The organism is Qipengyuania flavescens, from assembly GCF_029688735.1.
In the GTDB taxonomy this organism is placed as follows: Bacteria; Pseudomonadota; Alphaproteobacteria; order Sphingomonadales; family Sphingomonadaceae; genus Qipengyuania.
In genome coordinates this window covers 263703-280908 of the sequence record NZ_JARULD010000002.1, presented here as the reverse complement: position 1 = coordinate 280908, position 17206 = coordinate 263703, and the positions used below count along the sequence as shown (strand labels likewise).

General features: G+C 65.4%; 20 protein-coding genes. 8 read left to right on the top strand and 12 right to left on the bottom strand.

The genetic code is table 11. From position 1 onward, the window contains the following. The first annotated feature begins 121 nt into the window (after positions 1-121). On the top strand, positions 122-364 hold the full coding sequence (locus tag P8R33_RS06595; RefSeq protein WP_278328198.1) for a hypothetical protein: 243 nt from the start codon (positions 122-124) through the stop codon (positions 362-364). A gap of 54 nt (positions 365-418) precedes the next feature. On the opposite strand, the gene P8R33_RS06590 is transcribed toward P8R33_RS06595, so the two are convergent. The 3 genes from P8R33_RS06590 to P8R33_RS06580 all read right to left on the bottom strand — a co-directional run bounded on the left by P8R33_RS06590 (position 419) and on the right by P8R33_RS06580 (position 3281). Beyond that, positions 419-1102 (bottom strand): DsbA family oxidoreductase, encoded by a 684-nt coding sequence (locus P8R33_RS06590; protein WP_278328197.1) that lies wholly within the window; start codon positions 1100-1102, stop codon positions 419-421. Beyond that, on the bottom strand, positions 1099-1881 hold the full coding sequence (nudC, locus tag P8R33_RS06585; RefSeq protein WP_278328808.1) for an NAD(+) diphosphatase: 783 nt from the start codon (positions 1879-1881) through the stop codon (positions 1099-1101). The genes P8R33_RS06590 and nudC overlap by 4 nt, the downstream gene beginning before the upstream one ends. Before the next feature lie 71 nt (positions 1882-1952). After that, entirely contained in the window at positions 1953-3281 is a 1329-nt protein-coding gene (locus tag P8R33_RS06580) for a serine hydrolase domain-containing protein (RefSeq protein ID WP_278328196.1), read from the bottom strand. A 109-nt stretch (positions 3282-3390) separates the two neighbouring features. Between P8R33_RS06580 and P8R33_RS06575 the strand changes: the two genes are divergently transcribed. Further along, positions 3391-3612 (top strand): hypothetical protein, encoded by a 222-nt coding sequence (locus P8R33_RS06575; protein WP_278328195.1) that lies wholly within the window; start codon positions 3391-3393, stop codon positions 3610-3612. Here the strand turns inward: P8R33_RS06575 and P8R33_RS06570 are convergent. Beyond that, on the bottom strand, positions 3609-4607 hold the full coding sequence (locus P8R33_RS06570) for an A/G-specific adenine glycosylase (RefSeq protein WP_278328194.1): 999 nt from the start codon (positions 4605-4607) through the stop codon (positions 3609-3611). The two genes, P8R33_RS06575 and P8R33_RS06570, sit on opposite strands and share 4 nt — an antisense overlap. Positions 4608-4621: 14 nt before the next feature. Between P8R33_RS06570 and P8R33_RS06565 the strand changes: the two genes are divergently transcribed. The 5 genes from P8R33_RS06565 to P8R33_RS06545 all read left to right on the top strand — a co-directional run bounded on the left by P8R33_RS06565 (position 4622) and on the right by P8R33_RS06545 (position 11594). Beyond that, on the top strand, positions 4622-5215 hold the full coding sequence (locus P8R33_RS06565) for a DUF721 domain-containing protein (protein ID WP_278328193.1): 594 nt from the start codon (positions 4622-4624) through the stop codon (positions 5213-5215). Next, the gene (locus tag P8R33_RS06560; RefSeq protein ID WP_278328192.1) at positions 5212-5919 is read left to right on the top strand and encodes a DsbA family protein; all 708 of its coding nucleotides are present in this window, start codon (positions 5212-5214) and stop codon (positions 5917-5919) included. The genes P8R33_RS06565 and P8R33_RS06560 overlap by 4 nt, the downstream gene beginning before the upstream one ends. A gap of 111 nt (positions 5920-6030) precedes the next feature. Further along, entirely contained in the window at positions 6031-6774 is a 744-nt protein-coding gene (locus P8R33_RS06555) for a thioredoxin domain-containing protein (RefSeq protein WP_278328191.1), read from the top strand. Between the two features lie 23 nt (positions 6775-6797). Continuing rightward, positions 6798-10220, top strand: a complete 3423-nt coding sequence (smc, locus tag P8R33_RS06550) for a chromosome segregation protein SMC (protein ID WP_278328190.1) — start codon at positions 6798-6800, stop codon at positions 10218-10220. Between the two features lie 21 nt (positions 10221-10241). After that, positions 10242-11594: a M24 family metallopeptidase gene (locus tag P8R33_RS06545; RefSeq protein WP_278328189.1), complete on the top strand. Its 1353-nt coding sequence runs from the start codon at positions 10242-10244 to the stop codon at positions 11592-11594. Positions 11595-11598: 4 nt separating this feature from the next. Here P8R33_RS06545 and P8R33_RS06540 read toward each other — a convergent pair whose 3' ends face one another. The 6 genes from P8R33_RS06540 to P8R33_RS06515 all read right to left on the bottom strand — a co-directional run bounded on the left by P8R33_RS06540 (position 11599) and on the right by P8R33_RS06515 (position 15474). Next, entirely contained in the window at positions 11599-11970 is a 372-nt protein-coding gene (locus P8R33_RS06540; RefSeq protein ID WP_278328188.1) for a MerR family transcriptional regulator, read from the bottom strand. Between the two features lie 8 nt (positions 11971-11978). Next, positions 11979-12278 (bottom strand): integration host factor subunit alpha, encoded by a 300-nt coding sequence (locus P8R33_RS06535; RefSeq protein WP_278328187.1) that lies wholly within the window; start codon positions 12276-12278, stop codon positions 11979-11981. 125 nt (positions 12279-12403) lie between these two features. Further along, positions 12404-13369: a beta-ketoacyl-ACP synthase III gene (locus P8R33_RS06530; RefSeq protein WP_278328186.1), complete on the bottom strand. Its 966-nt coding sequence runs from the start codon at positions 13367-13369 to the stop codon at positions 12404-12406. Next, positions 13366-14403, bottom strand: a complete 1038-nt coding sequence (gene plsX, locus P8R33_RS06525) for a phosphate acyltransferase PlsX (RefSeq protein WP_278328185.1) — start codon at positions 14401-14403, stop codon at positions 13366-13368. Before plsX ends, P8R33_RS06530 begins: the two co-directional genes overlap by 4 nt. A 27-nt stretch (positions 14404-14430) precedes the next feature. Beyond that, a complete protein-coding gene (gene rpmF, locus P8R33_RS06520) occupies positions 14431-14610 on the bottom strand; it encodes a 50S ribosomal protein L32 (protein ID WP_200980932.1) in 180 nt (59 codons plus the stop codon). 222 nt (positions 14611-14832) lie between these two features. Further along, on the bottom strand, positions 14833-15474 hold the full coding sequence (locus tag P8R33_RS06515) for an MBL fold metallo-hydrolase (RefSeq protein WP_278328184.1): 642 nt from the start codon (positions 15472-15474) through the stop codon (positions 14833-14835). A 119-nt stretch (positions 15475-15593) separates the two neighbouring features. On the opposite strand from P8R33_RS06515, the gene P8R33_RS06510 reads away from it, so the two are divergent. After that, positions 15594-15965: a cytochrome c gene (locus P8R33_RS06510; protein WP_278328183.1), complete on the top strand. Its 372-nt coding sequence runs from the start codon at positions 15594-15596 to the stop codon at positions 15963-15965. Between the two features lie 16 nt (positions 15966-15981). Here the strand turns inward: P8R33_RS06510 and P8R33_RS06505 are convergent, their stop codons facing one another. Both P8R33_RS06505 and P8R33_RS06500 read right to left on the bottom strand, forming a co-directional pair. Continuing rightward, the gene (locus tag P8R33_RS06505; RefSeq protein ID WP_278328182.1) at positions 15982-16326 is read right to left on the bottom strand and encodes a hypothetical protein; all 345 of its coding nucleotides are present in this window, start codon (positions 16324-16326) and stop codon (positions 15982-15984) included. 96 nt (positions 16327-16422) lie between these two features. Further along, complete coding sequence (locus tag P8R33_RS06500) at positions 16423-17058, bottom strand: LexA family transcriptional regulator (RefSeq protein WP_278328181.1); 636 nt, start codon at positions 17056-17058, stop codon at positions 16423-16425. Between the last annotated feature and the right edge of the window lie 148 nt (positions 17059-17206).

Sequence of the window (17206 nt, the reverse complement as noted above, 5' to 3'; positions counted from 1 at the left end):
AATGCAATTCGATGGCGCTGCCCCCGCGGGTGGCGCCATCGTCGTTTCGGGCTTCATCGCGCGGGTTTCTTTGCGGAACTAGCCGCCCTTCCCGACCATTGGTTCCGTGAAGGAGATACCCATGCCCGAACGTCAATCCATGCACCCCGACAACGACTATATCGACGAACTGACCGAAAACCCGACGCCGAGCCATCAGGGTTCCGCAGGCGGCGAGGTCAATCGCCGTGTCGGCAAGCGGGGCGAAGAGAACAGCGCCAAGGATCCCGCCAATCGCGAGCCTGAAGTCGGCTCCGACAATCCGCAGCAGGATGCGAAGAAGGGCGACAAGACCCTTGCCGCGATGCAGGATTCGCGCGGCTGATCAGCCTAACAATTCGAAGACAAGCGCCCCGCCGGACCGGTGGGGCGTTTTCGTTCAGGCGGGCACTTTTTCCGCCACCCGCCGCAGGGCGTTTACATAGGCTTCGGGCGGCTGCGCACCGGGGATCATGAACTTGTTCTCCACGATCATCGCGGGCACGCCGGAGATGTTGAGGTCCCACGCCGCGCGTTCTTCGGCGCGGGTCTTGTGGGCGATTTCCTCGCTGGCGAGCGCCGCTTCGGCCGATGCGCGGTCGAGGCCGAAGCTCTCCGCGATGTCGAGCAGCACCGGTTCCTCGCCGATATTGCGACGCTCGTTGAAATGCGCCTTGAACAGCGCGAGCTTCAGTTCGGTCTGCTTCTCGGGACCATGTTCCTCGCCCGCCCAGGTCAGCAGCTTGTGCGCAGCGAAGGTGTTCCACATCATCGCCTCGGGCGCCGGATCGGTTCCCTCGTAATCGAGCGAGACGCCCGCCGTCTCCGCAGCCTCGCGCATGCGGCCCTGCACGGCACGCGACTGATCCGGCGTCGAACCGTATTTGCGTGCGATATGCGCGGTGCGTTCTTCGCCCTCGGCGGGCATGTCGGGATTGAGCTCGAACGCATGCCAGCGAATGTCCGCCTCGATCTCGCCATCCAGCTGTTCGAGACCCTTTTGCAGATTGCCCCAGCCGACCAGGCACCAGGGGCACATCACGTCGGACCAGATATCGATCCGCAAGGTTCTCGGCTCGCTCATTGGTTCACCCACCATTCCATCAGGTGATGCGCGATAGCATGGCGCGGCGGGCAGCGGAACGGGCCATCGCCGGCAAGCGCCGCTTCGACATCGGCGCGGGTGAAGAATTCGATCTCCGCCATCTCGGTCTCGTCGATGGTGAGATCGTCGCTGTCGGTGTGGCTGTGGCAGCCGATCATCAGCTGGCTGGGGAAAGGCCACGGCTGGCTGGCGACATAGCTGACGTCGCGCACCTCAATGCCCGCTTCTTCCAGCACCTCGCGAGCGACCGCTTCCTCGATACTTTCGCCCGGTTCGACGAAGCCGGCGAGCGCGGAGAAGCTGCCCTCCGGCCAGCCGAGCCCGCGGCCGAGCATCAGGTGCCCCTCGAACTCGACCAGCATGATCGTGACCGGATCGGTGCGCGGGAAATGGCTAGCACCACAACTGCTGCAGTCGCGCTGCCAGCCGCCCTTGGCAATCTTCGTGTCGCCGCCGCATTGCGCGCAGAAGCGATGGCGGGCGTGCCAGTCGGTCAGGCTGCGCGCGCCGCCGTAGAGCGCCAGGTCGTCGGGCGACAGCGTCGCCATCAGCGACCAGAGCTGCGGGTTCGCCATGCGCGGCCGGGAATCGCCTCGCGGCGGAACGGCGGCGAAGCAGGCCTTACCCTCGTCGAGGCCGAGAAAACACAGCTCCGCATCTTCCGGCGCGTCGGCTAGCGTGCCCCACCCGAGCCGCCCCTCGTCGTCGAGTGCGGGCATCAATCCGTCGAGCGCGAGCAGTCGCGCCTTCCAGTTCATGTACCCTGCCAGCCGCTCCGGATCGGCGCGGACATGATCCGCGCGGTCGAGGCGCGAGCCGGTGAAGGCAATCAAAGCGCCTCTCCCGCTCCTTGCCGTGCCGCCTGCATGGCGGCGAGATCGGCCATCACGGCCTTGGGGAATTCGGCATGGATCGGATAGGCTTCGGACGGCATGTACTGCGTCATCAGCGTGCCGCGCAAACCTGCGGCGAAATTGACGAAGCCGACCGTGCCGGCCGCGCCGCCCCAACCATAGCTACCGTCGGACACGCGCCCGCCTGCGCCGAAGCCCTGTCCTTCGACCCAGGTGTTCTCGGTCGTCGCGGTATCGGGCAGAAGGTTCGATGTGCCGAGCTTGACCGCAGCTTCGCTCATCACGCGTTTGCCGTCGATCGCGCCATAGCCCAGCAGCATGCGCAGGAAGCGGTCGTAATCGCGGCTGGAGGAGACGAGCCCCGCCCCGCCGAAGGGGAAAGCCGGTTTGTCGAGATAGATCGACGCCTTCGCCGGATCGATCGGCAGCGGCGTGTTGTTGAGAATGCCGTAATTGGTGGTGAAGCGGTCCACTTCGCTCTCCGGCACAGTGAAGAAGGTGCTGTCCATCCCGGTCGGCTCGAAAATCCGCTCTTTCAGGAACGCGTCGAATGCCATCCCGCTGGCGACTTCGATCACGCGGCCCATGAGGTCCAGGCCGACCGAATAGCTCCATTTGGTGCCGGGCTGCAGAACCAGCGGCAGTTCGGCCAGCCGGTCCGCGAACACATCGAGACCTTCGACCGCCTGCGCACGCCCGATGCCGGGTATCGGCATGCGGCTGACCTGCCCGGGCACGAGACCGCGCTGCTCGTAAGCCTTGGTGATCGGGCCCTTCTGGACGATGCCGTAGCCGAGACCTGCCGTGTGGGTGAGCAGGTGGCGCACCGTAATCGGCCGCTCTGCCGGGACGACATCCTCGATCGAGCCGTCATAGGTCTTCTGCACCTGGATATTGGCATAAGCGGGCAGCAGTTCGGCGATCGGCTGGTCGAGGCCGAGGCGGCCTTCGTCAACCAGCATCATCGCGGCCATGCCGGTGACCGGCTTGGTCATCGAATAGATGCGATACAAGCTGTCGGGATCGACCTTGGTCGGCCCTCCCAGCGCCAGCGTGCCACGCGCGATGGTAAGCGGATCGCGCTGGCCCCAGCCGAGCGTCGCAACCATGTTGGCGACCTTGCGCGAACCGACATATTTATCGACCATCGCCTCGACATTCGTCCACGTGGCAGTTGGAGTGCGCGCGAACGCCTGACGGCCCATCGGCACGGCCGCCAGCGCGGCGCTCGCGGTCAGCCAGGCACCGCCGCGCAATAGCGAGCGGCGGGAAATCTGCGGGGTGTCGAATTCGCGATATGCCATGAAAATCCTCTCCGTGGGGGTCGCCCGGCTATGTGCGGGACCATAGCTGAACGGTCAATTGCGAATTGAAACGCTTGATTATGGCCGCTGTCCTAACCATATAAGACACATGCTGAACATCCTCTCGTTCCTCTTCGGACTCGTCTCGCTCGTCATCGTCATTCCGGCGACCATCCCCTTCCTCGGCTGGGCCAATTGGCTCGCCTTGCCGCTGATCGTGATCGGCATCATCGTGGGGCAGCTTTCGTCGAGCAATTCGGGGCGCAATTTCAACCTGATCGTGCTGCTTATAGCCGTCATCCGGCTGAGCCTCGGCGGCGGGATACTCTAGGCGAGCGCCAGCCGAGCGGCCTTGGCGAACAGCGTCGGCAGGCCAGCCTCGTCGAGCTTGTCGAGCGGCCACCATTCGCCCTCGCCCATCGGTGCGTCATGCCGTTCGACCGAGAGCTCTAGATCAAAATGCGTGAAGCCGTGGCGCACCAGGCCGAGCGCTTCGCCGTCCGGTCCGCCCTCCCCTTCGCCGCGCGCGCTCCAGCCATCGTCGGGCAGTGCGCGCATCCCACCGAGCATCCCGGTGCCCTCGCGCCGCACGAGCCAGACCGCATCGTCGCGCTCGATCCACCACGCGCGGCCCTTGCGTAGCGGCTTGGCCTTTTTCGGCGCCTTCACCGGCAAGCGGGCAGGATCGCCGGCCATCCTGCCTTCGCATTCGTCCGCCAGCGGGCACAGCAGGCACTTCGGGTCACGCGCCGTGCAGATCGACGAGCCCAGATCCATCATCGCCTGCGCGAAATCGCCCGCGCGCTCGTCGGGCGTGATCATGTCCGCCTCCGCCCGGATAGCCTTACGCGCGCCGGGCAGTGGCTCGTCGATGGCAAACAGCCGGGCGACCACACGTTCGACATTGGCATCGACCACCACTGCGCGCCTATCGAAGGCAATCGCGGCGACGGCAGCGGCGGTGTAGTCGCCCAAACCGGGCAGATGGCGCAGTTCCTTCTCGCTGGACGGGAAAGCTCCCATGTCCGCCACTGCGCGGGCGCATTTCACCAGATTGCGGGCGCGCGAATAATACCCCAGCCCCGCCCATGCCGCCATGACGTCTTCCTCCGGCGCAGCAGCCAGCGCTTCGACCGTCGGCCACCGCTTGGTGAATGCGGCAAAGTAAGGCTTTACGGCAGCCACCGTAGTTTGCTGGAGCATCACCTCGGACAGCCACACGCGATACGGCTCGGGCGCAGGCGTTCCGGGCAGTGCGCGCCACGGCAGGTCGCGCGCATGGCGATCGTACCAGTCGAGCAAAGTTTCGGAGACAGTGGCGGCCACGCCGCGCCTATGGCATGGCGGCAGGTGCAATGGAACGGGACGACAGCAAGACGGGCGCGAAAAAGCCGCGCGCTTCAGGCAGCGCAGCGGTAGGCGGAAAAAAACCGAAGACCTATAGTCGCCCGCGTGGCGGCGGGGCCAAGCCGATCAGCGACCTCATGCCGCAGATCGGGCGCAGCGCCTTTCGCCGCTTCGGCTTCGTACAGAGCTCGGTCGTCAGCCGCTGGCCGGAGATCGTCGGCGACACCCATTCCCGCGTCTGCACGCCGGAGATGATCCGCTTCCCGCCGGGCGAGAAGTCCGAAGGGATCATGCACCTCGTCGTCCTGCCTGCCCATGCGCCGCTGATCCAGCAGATCCTGCCCGACATCATCGAGCGGGTTAACCGCTTCTTCGGCTACCGCGCGGTCGCCCGGATCAAGCTGCGGCAAGGTGCGGTTCAGGCGCCCCCTGCGAAGGACAAGCCGAAAGCGCCGCCGTCGCTCAAGCCGATTCCGATGGAACTTGGCGACAGTCTGCGCGATATTGGCGATCCCGAACTGCGCACGGTGCTTGAATCGCTCGCGCGCGGCCTCGGGTCGCACAACGAGGGACAGGACGACACGTGAGCAGGAAAACATCGCTTTTCGCAGGCCTTCTTGTCGCAGCGGCGAGCACATTCGCGCTCGGCGCCAGCGCGCAGGGCGGGCCTACCGTGAAGGGCGGCAACTGGGCCGGTATGGTCGCGGAAACATCCGGCGGCCATCTGCTCGGCAATCCGAAGGCCGAAACCAAGCTGGTCGAGTACATGAGCTACACCTGCTCGCACTGCGCCAGTTTCTCGCGCACCGGTGATGCGGCGCTCAAGCTGCTATATGTGCCCAGCGGGCGGATGAGCTTCGAAATCCGCCATCTTGTCCGCGATCCGGTGGACTTGACAGCCGTGCTGCTGACCCATTGCGGCGAGGCGAAGAAATTCCCCGGCAATCACGAGGCATTCATGGCGCGCCACGATGCGTGGATGGCCAAGGCGCGCAAGACCACGCAGGCGCAGCGCGCCCGTTGGCAGTTCGGCTCGCTCGGCGCGCGCTTCCAGGCCATCGCCAGCGATCTCGATTTCTACGACATCATGGAAGCACGCGGCTATTCGCGCGTCGCGGCGGACAAATGCCTGGCTGACGAAACCAAGGCCAATGCGCTGGCCGAAGGATCGCGCGCCGATATCGAGGCGCACGGCATAAGCGGCACGCCCAGCTTCATGCTCAATGGCGAGCTGCTGGATGGCACCCATGCCTGGGAAGACCTCCAGCCGCAGCTCGACAAGGCGCTCTGAACGTAATTTAGCGCCGTTTTCGGGGGAAAGCCCTGTGGATACCTCCTACCCCGCCTTTCCCTGGCGGTTTCGCCTAATCTAGCCTCCGCTTTACCGACAAAGAGGATATTCATGACCAAGACGCTTCGTTTCGCCCTTGCCGCCCCTCTCGCACTGGCACTGGCCGCCTGCGGTTCAGATGCTTCCGATACCGGCGGCGAGATCGAAGGCGAGGCCGTCGCGGCCGTCCCGGCGCCCGAAGGCACCCAGTGGAGCGACACGGTCACGGTTACCGACATGGACGGCTACATGATCGGCAATCCGGATGCGCCGATCAAGCTGGTCGAATACGCCTCGCTCACCTGCCCCACCTGCGCGCGCTTCGCCGCCGAGGGCATGGAGCCGCTGATCAGCGAGTATGTGAACTCCGGCCGCGTCAGCTTCGAACTGCGCAACCAGATTCACGGGCCGCACGACCTCGCGCTTGCGACGCTGGTGCGCTGCACGGCGGACGAAGCTTTCATCCCGCTGTCGGACCAGGTCTTCGCGAACCAGCAGCAGGTCCTCGGGCCGATCTTCGAGAACCAGGCGGCGGTCGAGCAGTCGCTCAACCTGCCGCCCGAGCAGCGCCTGGTGCGGCTCGCCGAAGTCGGCGGCTTCTACGATTTCTTCGCGGCACGCGGGCTCAGCGAAGATCAGGCACGCGAATGTCTGGCCGACGAGCAGGCCTATACGACCATCGCCGATAATTCGACGCGCCAGTCCGACGAGCTGAACATCACCGGCACGCCGACCTTCCTCATCAACGGCACGGCGGCGGACGCCAATACCTGGGCTGCGCTGGAGCCGATCCTCCAGCGCGCCGGCGCCAGGTAAGGCGCGGCAGCGCGGGGGCGGGGATGGAGATTACGAAGCTCAGGCTCAGCGGCTTCAAGAGCTTCGTCGAACCCGCCACCCTGCATATCGAACCCGGCCTGACCGGGGTCGTCGGTCCGAACGGCTGCGGCAAGTCCAACCTGCTCGAAGCGATCCGCTGGGTGATGGGCGAAAACTCGCCCAAGTCCATGCGCTCGGGCGGGATGGAAGACGTGATCTTCGCCGGCACGCAGAGCCGCCCGCCGCGCGACTTCGCCGAAGTGGTGCTGCAGGGCGCGGACGACGATGGCGACGAAATGGAGGTCGTTCGCCGGATCGAGCGCGGAGCGGGATCCGCCTATCGCCTGAACGGCGGCGATGTGCGCGCCAAAGACATCGCGCTGATCTTCGCCGATGCCGCGACCGGTGCGCATAGCCCGGCCCTCGTCAGCCAGGGCAAGATCGCGCAGGTGATCGCTGCCAAGCCGACCGAGCGCCGCCAGATGCTGGAGGAGGCTGCGGGGATTGCAGGCTTGCACGTCCGCCGCCGCGACGCCGAGAGCAAGCTACGCCAGACCGAAACCAATCTCAAGCGGCTCGAGGATATCATGGCCAGCCTCGACAGCCAGATCGCCTCGCTGCGGCGACAGGCGAAGCAGGCGGAACGCTACAAGACGCTTTCCGACCAGATCAAGACTGCCGAGGCCCGGCTGGTCTTCGCCCGCTGGCGCGATGCCGCAGCAGCTGCCGAGGAGGCCAAGACGGCGGCACGCGAGGCCGATGCGCGGGTTGCCAAGGCCCAGACCGCGGCCGACGACGCGCAGAAGGCGCAGCGCGCGGCTGCGGAGGCTCTGGCGCAGGCGCGCGAGGAGCAGGCCGACCGGCGCGACGATGCCAGCGCACACGGCCACCGCATGGCTGCACTCACCACACAGCTCGAAGCCGCCGAACAGCGCCTCGCCGACCTCGACCGGCAGACGGCACGGCTGGAGGCGGATCGCGGCGAGGCGGACCGGCTGACCAAGGATGCCGCCGAAGCGCTTTCGCGGCTCGAACGCGATCTGGCCGCAGTCGAGAAGACTCTCGCCGACGACGAGGCCAAGCGCCCCGCCCTCGAACGCGCGGCGGAGCAGGCCGAGCGCGACAGCCGCACCGCCGAACTCGCGCTCGCCAAGGCGACGGCGGACAATGCCGGTGTGGAAGCCGAATGGCGCGTCGCCGAGGCCGAGATCGCGCAGGCGCGCACGCGTCTGGACCGGGTCGAGGCAGAAGCGCGGCGCATGGCGCAGCAGCGCGAAGCACTGGCGGGCGAGAACCCCGACGCCGATGTCGATGCGGCGAAGGCGGCGCTGGCGCAGGCCGAGTCCGAACTGGCTCAACTGCGCGAGGCTCTGGAGACGATGCAGGCGCGCAAGAGCGAGCTGCAGGCCGAGCGCGACGAAGCCTCCTCCGCGCTTGCCGAAGCGAAGGCCGAACTCTCCGGTGTCCAGCGCGAATACGATGCCCTGCAGCGCGACCGCGAAGCGCGGCAACGCGCTGCCGAAAATCGCAGCGGCAGGCAACAGGCGATCGACGGCGTGCGGGCGGCGAAGGGCTATGAACGCGCGGTCGCGGCGGCTCTCGGGCGGGACGGCAAGGCGCTGCTCGGCTCACCAGATGGCGATGCCGATGGGCGTTACTGGACCGGTGCCGATGCCCCTGCAGCGGTAAAAGACAGTCTTTCCGACCACGTCCAGCGATGCCCCGACGAATTGCGCGCGCGGCTGGCGCTCGTCCACGTTGCTGAAACCGATGACGGACGGAAGCTCGCCCCCGGCCATGCGCTGGTAACGCTGGGTGGCAGCTTGCGGCGGTGGGACGGGCTGGTGGTACGCGGCGAAGGCTCTGCCGAGGCGGCGCGGCTGGAGGCCGAGAACCGCTTCTCCGAACTGGAAGCGCGCCTGCCCGAACTGCGCGAGGCAGCGGACACGGCACAATCCTCACTCGACGCGGCGAGCGGCGAATTGAGCCAGTTGCAACGCGATCTGGTAGCTGCCGAACGTGAGCTGGCCGCGACTGCCGATGCGGAGCGGCAGGCGCTCCGGGCTCTCGACCAGGCCGAGGCGGCGCGCGAGCGGCTCGCGGCGCGACTGGAAGAACTCGAACGCAACGAAGCCGAGCATGGCGAGTTGATTGCATCGGCCAAGGCGGACCTTGCCGCAGCCGAAGCCAAGCGCGACGCGCTGCCCGATCCGCAGGCGGGGCGCGCCTCGCTGGAAGCCTCGCGCGCGCAGAACGAAGCGGCCCGCTCGACCCTGCAGGCGCGCGCTGCCGAACTCGCTGCGCACGACCAGTCGCTTGCCGTAGCGCGGGAACGGGCGGCGGCGCAGCGCAGCGACATGGCGAACTGGCAGGCCCGCAGCGGCGATGCGGCCCGCCGCCTCTCCGACATGGAAATCCGTGCCGAGGAGATCGCGCAGGAGCGCGCCGTCACTGCTGCCAAGCCCGAGGGGCTCATGCGCGAGATCGAACAGGGCGACCAGCTCCGCGAGCGGCTCGGCGCAGAACTGGCCGAGGCGGAGAAAGCCGTCACCGCTGCGAATGCCGTCGCGCAAGAAGCGGACCGGGCCTTCGCGCAGGCCAACGAAGCGCTCGCCGAAGCGCGCGAGAACCGCGCCGGTCTTGCCGCACGGGCGGAGAATCAGGATGGCCGCCGCATCGAAATGGCGCGGATCTCGGGCGAGCGGTTCCAGTGTCCGCCCCCGCTGCTGCCCGAACGATTCGCCTTCGAAGAAACCGCCATCGCCAACGCCGAGGCCGAGAGCGAGGAAATGGATCGCCTCACCGCCAGCCGCGAGCGGATCGGGCCGGTCAACCTCGTCGCCGCCGAAGAACTCGAACGGATCGAGAGCGAGCACGGCGCCAATTCCGCCGAGCAGGAAGAATTGCGCGAAGCCGTCAGCCGGCTGCGCGGGTCTATTGGGAGCCTCAACCGCGAGGGGCGGGAACGGCTGCGTGCTGCCTTCGAGCAAGTCAACGACCACTTCCAGCGCCTCTTCACCCGCCTGTTCGAAGGCGGCGAAGCGCATCTGGCCCTGATCGACAGCGACGATCCGCTGGAGGCCGGGCTGGAGATTTTCGCCCAGCCGCCGGGCAAGCGCCTGCAGTCGCTCACGCTGCTGTCGGGCGGCGAACAGGCGCTGACGGCGACGGCGCTGATCTTCGCGCTGTTCCTCACCAATCCCGCCCCGATCTGCGTTCTGGACGAAGTCGACGCGCCGCTGGACGACGCGAATATCGACCGCTTCTGCGACCTGCTCGACGCGATGACGCGTGAAACGGACACGCGTTATCTCATCGTCACGCATAACGCCGTGACCATGAGCCGCATGCACCGCCTGTTCGGCGTGACCATGATCGAAAAGGGCGTCAGCCGCCTCGTCAGCGTCGATCTCGGCGCGGCGGAGGAATTGCTGGCGGCGGAGTGACGCCGCACAGGGGAGTTGCCGATGATTACTCGTTTCGCCGCCGCAGCTGTCGCGCTGCTCTCAACGCCCGCCCTCGCCGCGCCGCCCATCCTGCCGATGAGCGAGACCGAGCAGGCCGCGCCGGACCTTCCGCCCATCCTGCCGATGCGCGAGCGGGCCGAGGTGATCGATCGCATCCTTGCCCAGCGGCTTGATACCATCGTGCCTGCGATCATGCGCGAGCAAGGCATCGACATGTGGGTGCTGATGGCGCGCGAATATTTCGAGGAGCCGGTGGTCGCGACCATGCTCGATGCGGAGAGCATGAGCGCGCGGCGGCGCACGATCCTGGTCTTCCATGATCCGGGCAACGGCCAGCCGGTCGAGCGGTTGACGATCAGCCGCTACGGCCTCGCCGACCTGTTCGCAGCCAGCTGGAACCCGGCGGAGCAACCCGACCAGTGGCAGGCGGTGGCTGACCTGATCGCCGCGCGCGATCCGGCAAGGATTGCGATCAACTTCTCAGACCTTACCGCCTTCGGCGACGGTATGACACTAAGCCAGTATCGCCTGATGCATGCCGCCCTGCCCGAGCCCTACCGCGACCGCATCGTCTCGGGCGAGACGCTGGCAGTCCGCTGGCTCGAAAGCCGAGTGCCCAGCGAAATGGAAATCTATCCCGGCATCGTTCGGATCGCGCACGCGCTGATTGCGCAGGCTTTCTCGCGCGAGGTCATCACGCCGAGCCAGACCACTGCAGCAGATGTCCAATGGTGGTATCGCGAAAAGCTCGCCTCCTTGGGTTTGACGCCGTGGTTCCACCCCTCGGTCGGCATCCAGCGGCAGGGCGCACAAGGCATGCTGTCGGGCGACACGGTGATCCAGCCGGGCGACTTGCTGTGGACCGATTTCGGCATCACCTATCTGCGGCTCAACACCGATACCCAGCATCTCGCCTACGTCCTGAAACCCGGCGAGACCGAGGCACCCGCGGGCTTGCGCGCGGGTCTTGCCGCGACCAATCGCGTGCAGGACCACCTTATCGCGGCCTTCGAGACCGGCCTTACCGGCAACGCAATCCTCGCCCGCGCCCGCGCGGCAGCCATTGCCGACGGCCTCGAGCCGTCGATCTACTCGCACCCTATCGGCCTCCACGGCCACGGCGCTGGCACGGCGATCGGTTTCTGGGACAACCAGAACGGCGACCCGCGCAGCGATTACCGCCTGCGCGCCGACACCGCCTGGTCGATCGAGCTAACGAGCTACAACGCCGTGCCTGAATGGGGCGGCCAAAGGGTCGATTTCCGCAGCGAGGAGGACGCGTATTTTGACGGCGAAACGGTCCGGTTCATGGATGGGCGGCAGACGGAGCTGACGTTGATCTCGTCGGACTAGAGCGTCACGCCGCCAGCGCCACTCTCAACTCGTCGCGAATAGCCTTCAGGCGCGGCAGGATATCCGCAGCCTCTACCCTACTGCTGGTCACGCTTGCTACCTGCGCCGCAGCTTGGCTGTCCGGCACGTCTTTCAACGCCGCCTTCGCTCCCTTGAGCGTATAGCCCTCGCGGTTCACCAGCCGGTCGATCCTCTCGACCAGTTCGACATCTTCGGGGCGATAATACCGGCGGCCGCCGCTGCGGGTCAGCGGTTTGAGCATGGGGAACTGCTGTTCCCAGTAACGCAGGACATGCGCTTTGATACCGGTCGCCTTGGCGACTTCGCCGATGGTGCGCAGCGCGCCCGCTTCCTTGCCGTCGTCGAATTGCGCCATGCGTGATCCTATCCGTTCGCGATCCGCTCTTTGAGCAGCTGGCTGGCGCGGAAGGTCATCACCCGGCGCGGCGTGATCGGCACCTCCACCCCGGTCTTGGGATTGCGGCCGATCCGTTCCTTCTTGTCGCGCAGCACGAAGCTGCCGAAACCGGAAATCTTCACATTCTCGCCGTCGGACAGCGCATCGCACATCTTGGCAAGGATCGCCTCGACCATATCGAGCGATTCCGCGCGGCTGAGGCCCATCTTACGGTTGATCGTTTCGGCCAGATCGGCGCGAGTCAGCGTGCCCACGGAGCGCATCATATCCATTCTATCCTTCCCCCTCAGATGCGACCCTGAGTGGTAGTGCGACCCCGTCTTAACTTCGCCAAGCAATATAGAGGCTTGGCGCGATTCTGGCAAATCTGGCCCGGCATAAATGCGGTGGTCTACATCCGGGCGAGCGAGGCGCCCCATGTGAATCCGCCACCCATGGCCTCGAACATGACAAGGTCGCCTTGCTTGATCCGCCCGTCGCGCACAGCCGTATCGAGGGCCAGCGGCACGGATGCGGCAGAGGTGTTGGCATGTCGGTCGACCGTGACCACGACCTTTTCCGCCGGCAGGTTGAGCTTGCGCGCAGTGGCGTCGAGGATGCGGGCATTGGCCTGGTGCGGCACGACCCAATCGATATCCGCCGCGCCGAGATCGGTATCCGCGAGCACTTCCTTGAGCACATCGGCCAGGTTCACGACCGCGTGACGAAACACCTCGCGGCCTTTCATGCGAAGATGGCCGACCGTGCCGGTGGTCGAGGGCCCGCCATCGACATAGAGCATGTCCTTGTGGGTGCCTTCAGCGTGCAGCCGGGATGCCAGGATACCGGGGCCGTCCTCGGCCACGTCCTGCGCCTCCAGCACTACAGCGCCTGCGCCGTCGCCGAACAGCACGCAGGTGGTGCGATCCTCCCAGTCGAGGATGCGGCTGAAGGTTTCCGCGCCGATCACCAGCGCCTTTCGCGCCATGCCGGTGCGCAGCATCGAGTCCGCGGTCGCGAGCGCGTAGAGGAAGCCGGAGCATACCGCCTGCACATCGAAAGCGATTCCCCCGCCGCAGCCGAGCGCGGCCTGAACCTGCGTGGCGGTGGCCGGAAAGGTATGATCGGGCGTGGCAGTCGCGAGGACGATCAGGCCGATCTCGCTCGCGTCGATCCCCGCGGCCTCAAGCGCGGCTCGTGCCGCCGTGGTTGCTAGCGTTGACGTATATTCGTTCTCGTCGGCGATATAGCGCTGGCGGATGCCGGTGCGCTCCACGATCCAGTCGTCGGAGGTATCGACGCGCTCGGCAAGCTCGGCATTGGTGACGCAATTCGCCGGCAGCGCCGATCCCGTGCCGGTGATGACCGAGCGGATCACTTGGCCACCAGCGTATCGGTTCCGACTTCGCCGAGATCGTGCTTGATGCGGTTGAGAATGTCGTCCTCCAGCAGCCGTGCGGCCACTTCCACTGCATTGGCGACGCCCTTGGCATCTGCGCTGCCGTGGCTCTTCACCACCACACCGTTGAGGCCGAGGAAGACCGCACCGTTGTGGTTGTTCGGGTCGAGATGGTGCTTGAGCAGCTCGGTCGCGGGGCGCGAGACGAGGAAGCCGACCTTTGAGCGGATGGAGCTGGTGAAGGCCCGGCGCAGCAGATCGGTGACGAAGCGCGCGGTCCCCTCGATCGCCTTCAGCGCGATATTGCCTGAAAAGCCGTCGCACACCACCACATCGCACTCGCCGCGATTGATCTTGTCCGCTTCGACATAGCCTTCGAATTGCATTTCGAGGCCGGTCGCGGCGCGCAATGTCTCGGCGGCGTTCTGGATATCCTCGGTGCCCTTGGTCTCTTCCGTGCCGATGTTGAGCAGCCGGGTCCGCGGGCGCGAGATGCCGGTGACGATGCGAGAATAGGCCGCGCCCATGATGGCGAACTGCACGAGGTTGCGCGCATCGCATTCGCGATTGGCGCCGAGGTCGAGCATGATGACGTCGTTGTCGCCCAGCGTTGGCAAGAGGGCGGCCAGTGCGGGCCGGTCGAGGCCGGGCATGGTGCGCAGGGCGAGCTTGCTGATCGCCATCAGCGCGCCGGTGTTGCCGGCAGATACGGCGGCGCCGGCTTCCCCGCGCTTCACCGCATCGACAGCAAGGCCCATGCTGGTGGTCTTGGCGCGGCGCAGCGCTTTCGACGGCTTTTCGTCGCCCTCGATCACATCCTCGCAATGGAGGATTTCGGACGCTTCGGCCATGCCGGGATGGGTTTCGAGCGCCGCCTTTATGCGCGGCTCGTCTCCCACCAGCAGGAATTTGAACTTGTCATGACGGCGACGAGCGAGCGCCGCGCCTTCGATCATCACGCGCACGCCTTCATCGCCGCCCATCGCATCGACAGCGATACGCGGCAGGCTCATGAGCGTCTCCGGTTTATCAGCGTGGTCTTAGAGACCGACGGCGATGATTTCGCGACCGTTATAGTGGCCGCAGTGCGGGCACAGATTGTGCGGACGCTTCAGTTCGCCGCAGTTCGAGCATTCGTGATGAGCCTCGACCTTGAGCGAATCATGCGCACGGCGGTTGCCGCGGCGGTGGGGCGATACTTTCCTCTTGGGGACGGCCATGGCGGCACCTTTTCCTCAAACAAATTCAATCAATTTCGGTAGCCGCCCTAGGGGAAGGTCCGGCATCGCACAAGTGTGCGTGAACCCGAAACATCCCGACAGGTGCGGTGAAGGCGCGCGCTATAGCGAATTTCATGAGCGATGCAAGCGGTGTGGGGCATGGGTTTTGTGTGGGATTCTCTTAATGCGTGCGGAAAGCGCGGATGCGCTTTCCGCACGCCCTCAACTCAACGCGTAATCGCTCACAAAGGCGTTGGTCTTGCGCTCCTGCCCGAAAGTGCTGGTCGGGCCGTGGCCGGGAATGAAAGTAACGTCGTCACCCAGCGGCCAGAGCTTTTGCGTGATCGCGTCAATCAGGTCCTGGTGGTTGCCCATCGGGAAGTCCGTCCGCCCGATGCTCCCCTGGAACAGGACGTCGCCGACAACAGCGAACCTGCTAGGGCGGTGGAAGAACACGACATGGCCGGGCGTGTGGCCGGGGCAGTGAATGACTTCCAGCGTCAGATCGCCGACGGTCACCGTGTCACCGTCCACCAGCCAGCGGTCGGGCTCGAACACCTCGGCGTTCATGCCGTATTTCGCGCCGTCCTCGTCAAGGCGCGCGATCCAGAAGCGATCGGCCTCGTGCGGGCCTTCGATCGGCAGGCCGAGTTCCTTCGCCAGCACGCCGGCCTCGCCGCAATGGTCCATATGGCCGTGGGTGATGAGGATTTTCTCGAGCTCGACACCGGAATTGGCGACCGCCGCCTTGAGCTTGTCGAGATCGCCGCCCGGATCGACCAGCGCGCCCTTGTTGGTGGCGGTGCACCAGATCAGCGAGCAGTTCTGCTGGAGCGGCGTCACCGGTACGATGCCGGCTTTCATCGGAGGCTTTGCGGGGGCCTGGGTACTTTGTTCCATGGTTCGAAAATGGTCGGATTGTTGATCGAAAACAAGGTTTGCCCGCGCAATCATGTTATGGTCCGTGGAAAAGGAGCCTAGGCATGAACAGTTCGGGTATGATGATCGTCGCCGTTTTCACACTGGCCGCCTGCGCAGCTTACGACACGCAGCCAGAGACAACCGTCACGCCGGTCGCTGTGGCATCCGCCGAAGTGCCGGCTTTCGTCAGCGGTGTCTGCGGAGAGTGTCACGCGGTGACGCTCGATGCCATCTCTCCCAACCCGCAAGCGCCGGGGTTCGCCGATATTGCGAACAGCCCGGGCGTCACCCGCGAAACTCTCGAGACCTTCCTGTCGGACGCACACAACTATCCGATGCAGATGGATGTCGACCTGGTGGAAGAGGACATCGAACTGATCGCGGATTACCTGATGACGCTGCAATTCGAGGAGTATTCCAAACCGCAGGGATGAGGTCCGGTGCGACCGATCAGTAGCGGCGGAATTCGACGATCCGGCCGTCGCTGCGGAACACGCAGTTGAACTGGTCGCGATCGCTACTGCGGACGTCGATTCGCCCGCGTACCCGCACGAGATCACGGCTGGGACGGTCCACATCGTCTATGCGGATGCGGCCATAGCGCGATGCTTCGCGGCCACAGGCGCGCACCGCGGCCTGTTCGAAATCGTCGCCGCCATCGTAGCCGTAACGATCATCGTCATAGCGGTCGCTGCCGAGAATACCGCCGAGCAGGCCGCCATTACCGCCGTAGGCCGCACAGCCTCCTAGGGCGAGTGTTCCGGAAATGGCGAGAGGTAAGAGGATCTTGCGCATTCGGGTTCTCCGTCTGGTTTGACCTGCCGCGCCCACCCGATGCAGGAATGACGGAATTACGAGTGCCGTAAGCAATTGTTCCGAATAGGCTTCCGATTACACCCGCCCGCCCTTCCATACGACGCGGCCGATGATCTCCACCTCGTCGCGCGCGAGTTCGATCGGGGCGTAGGCATCGTTGGCGCTGATCAGCTTGATGCGGCCCGGGGCACTGGCCTGGACCTGTTTGACGTGCAGCGTGTCGCCGATGCGGACGACATGCACGCCCTCGCCAGCGCGTTTGTTGCGGTCGACGAAAATCTCGTCCCCGCTACGCAGAAGCGGTTCCATGCTGTCGCCCTCCACGCGGATCGCGGAAAGGTCGGCGCCTTCCAGCCCCATTTCGCGTAACCAGCGGCGGGAGAACTGGAAGAGATCGTAGGAAATTTCCTCTGCCGAGAAAGAGCCGGGTCCAGCAGATGCATCGAGCGGCAAGCGCGGCACTTCAACCCACTCGCCCCGGGCGGCCGTGGGATCGCCTATCTGCGCCGCACGGCGAGCGGCTGGCGGGTCGTCGAAATGCCGCGTCTCGATAACACGCGTAGATATTCCTAGAAACTCCGCAATCTTGCGGACATCCGGCTCGTCCAGATGACGCGGGCTGCCACGAGTCACATATTGCTGGAGATAAGCGGGATTGCGCCCGATCAAGCGTGAAAGCCCGGCCAGGCTTGCCCCCTTATGAAGGGCCATATCCTGCAAGCGCCTGCGGGCGCGTTGTTCATCGCGTGGGATGTTATCCATGAAATTTCCTATAGCATAGGATTTTTCCTAGACAAGTAGGATTTCGGTTGGAACGTATAGAGAACACGGCGAACGATTCGCCAGTCAGTTCAGCCAA

Coding starts and splice junctions, on each gene's coding strand:
- P8R33_RS06590 (WP_278328197.1), bottom strand. CDS start 1,102: ATGAGCGAGCCGAGAACCTTGCGGATCGATATCTGGTCCGACGTGATG.
- P8R33_RS06580 (WP_278328196.1), bottom strand. CDS start 3,281: ATGGCATATCGCGAATTCGACACCCCGCAGATTTCCCGCCGCTCGCTA.
- P8R33_RS06510 (WP_278328183.1), top strand. CDS start 15,594: ATGAACAGTTCGGGTATGATGATCGTCGCCGTTTTCACACTGGCCGCC.
- P8R33_RS06545 (WP_278328189.1), top strand. CDS start 10,242: ATGATTACTCGTTTCGCCGCCGCAGCTGTCGCGCTGCTCTCAACGCCC.
- P8R33_RS06540 (WP_278328188.1), bottom strand. CDS start 11,970: ATGGCGCAATTCGACGACGGCAAGGAAGCGGGCGCGCTGCGCACCATC.
- P8R33_RS06535 (WP_278328187.1), bottom strand. CDS start 12,278: ATGATGCGCTCCGTGGGCACGCTGACTCGCGCCGATCTGGCCGAAACG.
- P8R33_RS06555 (WP_278328191.1), top strand. CDS start 6,031: ATGACCAAGACGCTTCGTTTCGCCCTTGCCGCCCCTCTCGCACTGGCA.
- rpmF (WP_200980932.1), bottom strand. CDS start 14,610: ATGGCCGTCCCCAAGAGGAAAGTATCGCCCCACCGCCGCGGCAACCGC.
- P8R33_RS06565 (WP_278328193.1), top strand. CDS start 4,622: ATGGCGGCAGGTGCAATGGAACGGGACGACAGCAAGACGGGCGCGAAA.
- nudC (WP_278328808.1), bottom strand. CDS start 1,881: ATGAACTGGAAGGCGCGACTGCTCGCGCTCGACGGATTGATGCCCGCA.
- plsX (WP_278328185.1), bottom strand. CDS start 14,403: ATGAGCCTGCCGCGTATCGCTGTCGATGCGATGGGCGGCGATGAAGGC.
- P8R33_RS06515 (WP_278328184.1), bottom strand. CDS start 15,474: ATGAAAGCCGGCATCGTACCGGTGACGCCGCTCCAGCAGAACTGCTCG.
- P8R33_RS06575 (WP_278328195.1), top strand. CDS start 3,391: ATGCTGAACATCCTCTCGTTCCTCTTCGGACTCGTCTCGCTCGTCATC.
- smc (WP_278328190.1), top strand. CDS start 6,798: ATGGAGATTACGAAGCTCAGGCTCAGCGGCTTCAAGAGCTTCGTCGAA.
- P8R33_RS06505 (WP_278328182.1), bottom strand. CDS start 16,326: ATGCGCAAGATCCTCTTACCTCTCGCCATTTCCGGAACACTCGCCCTA.
- P8R33_RS06500 (WP_278328181.1), bottom strand. CDS start 17,058: ATGGCCCTTCATAAGGGGGCAAGCCTGGCCGGGCTTTCACGCTTGATC.
- P8R33_RS06595 (WP_278328198.1), top strand. CDS start 122: ATGCCCGAACGTCAATCCATGCACCCCGACAACGACTATATCGACGAA.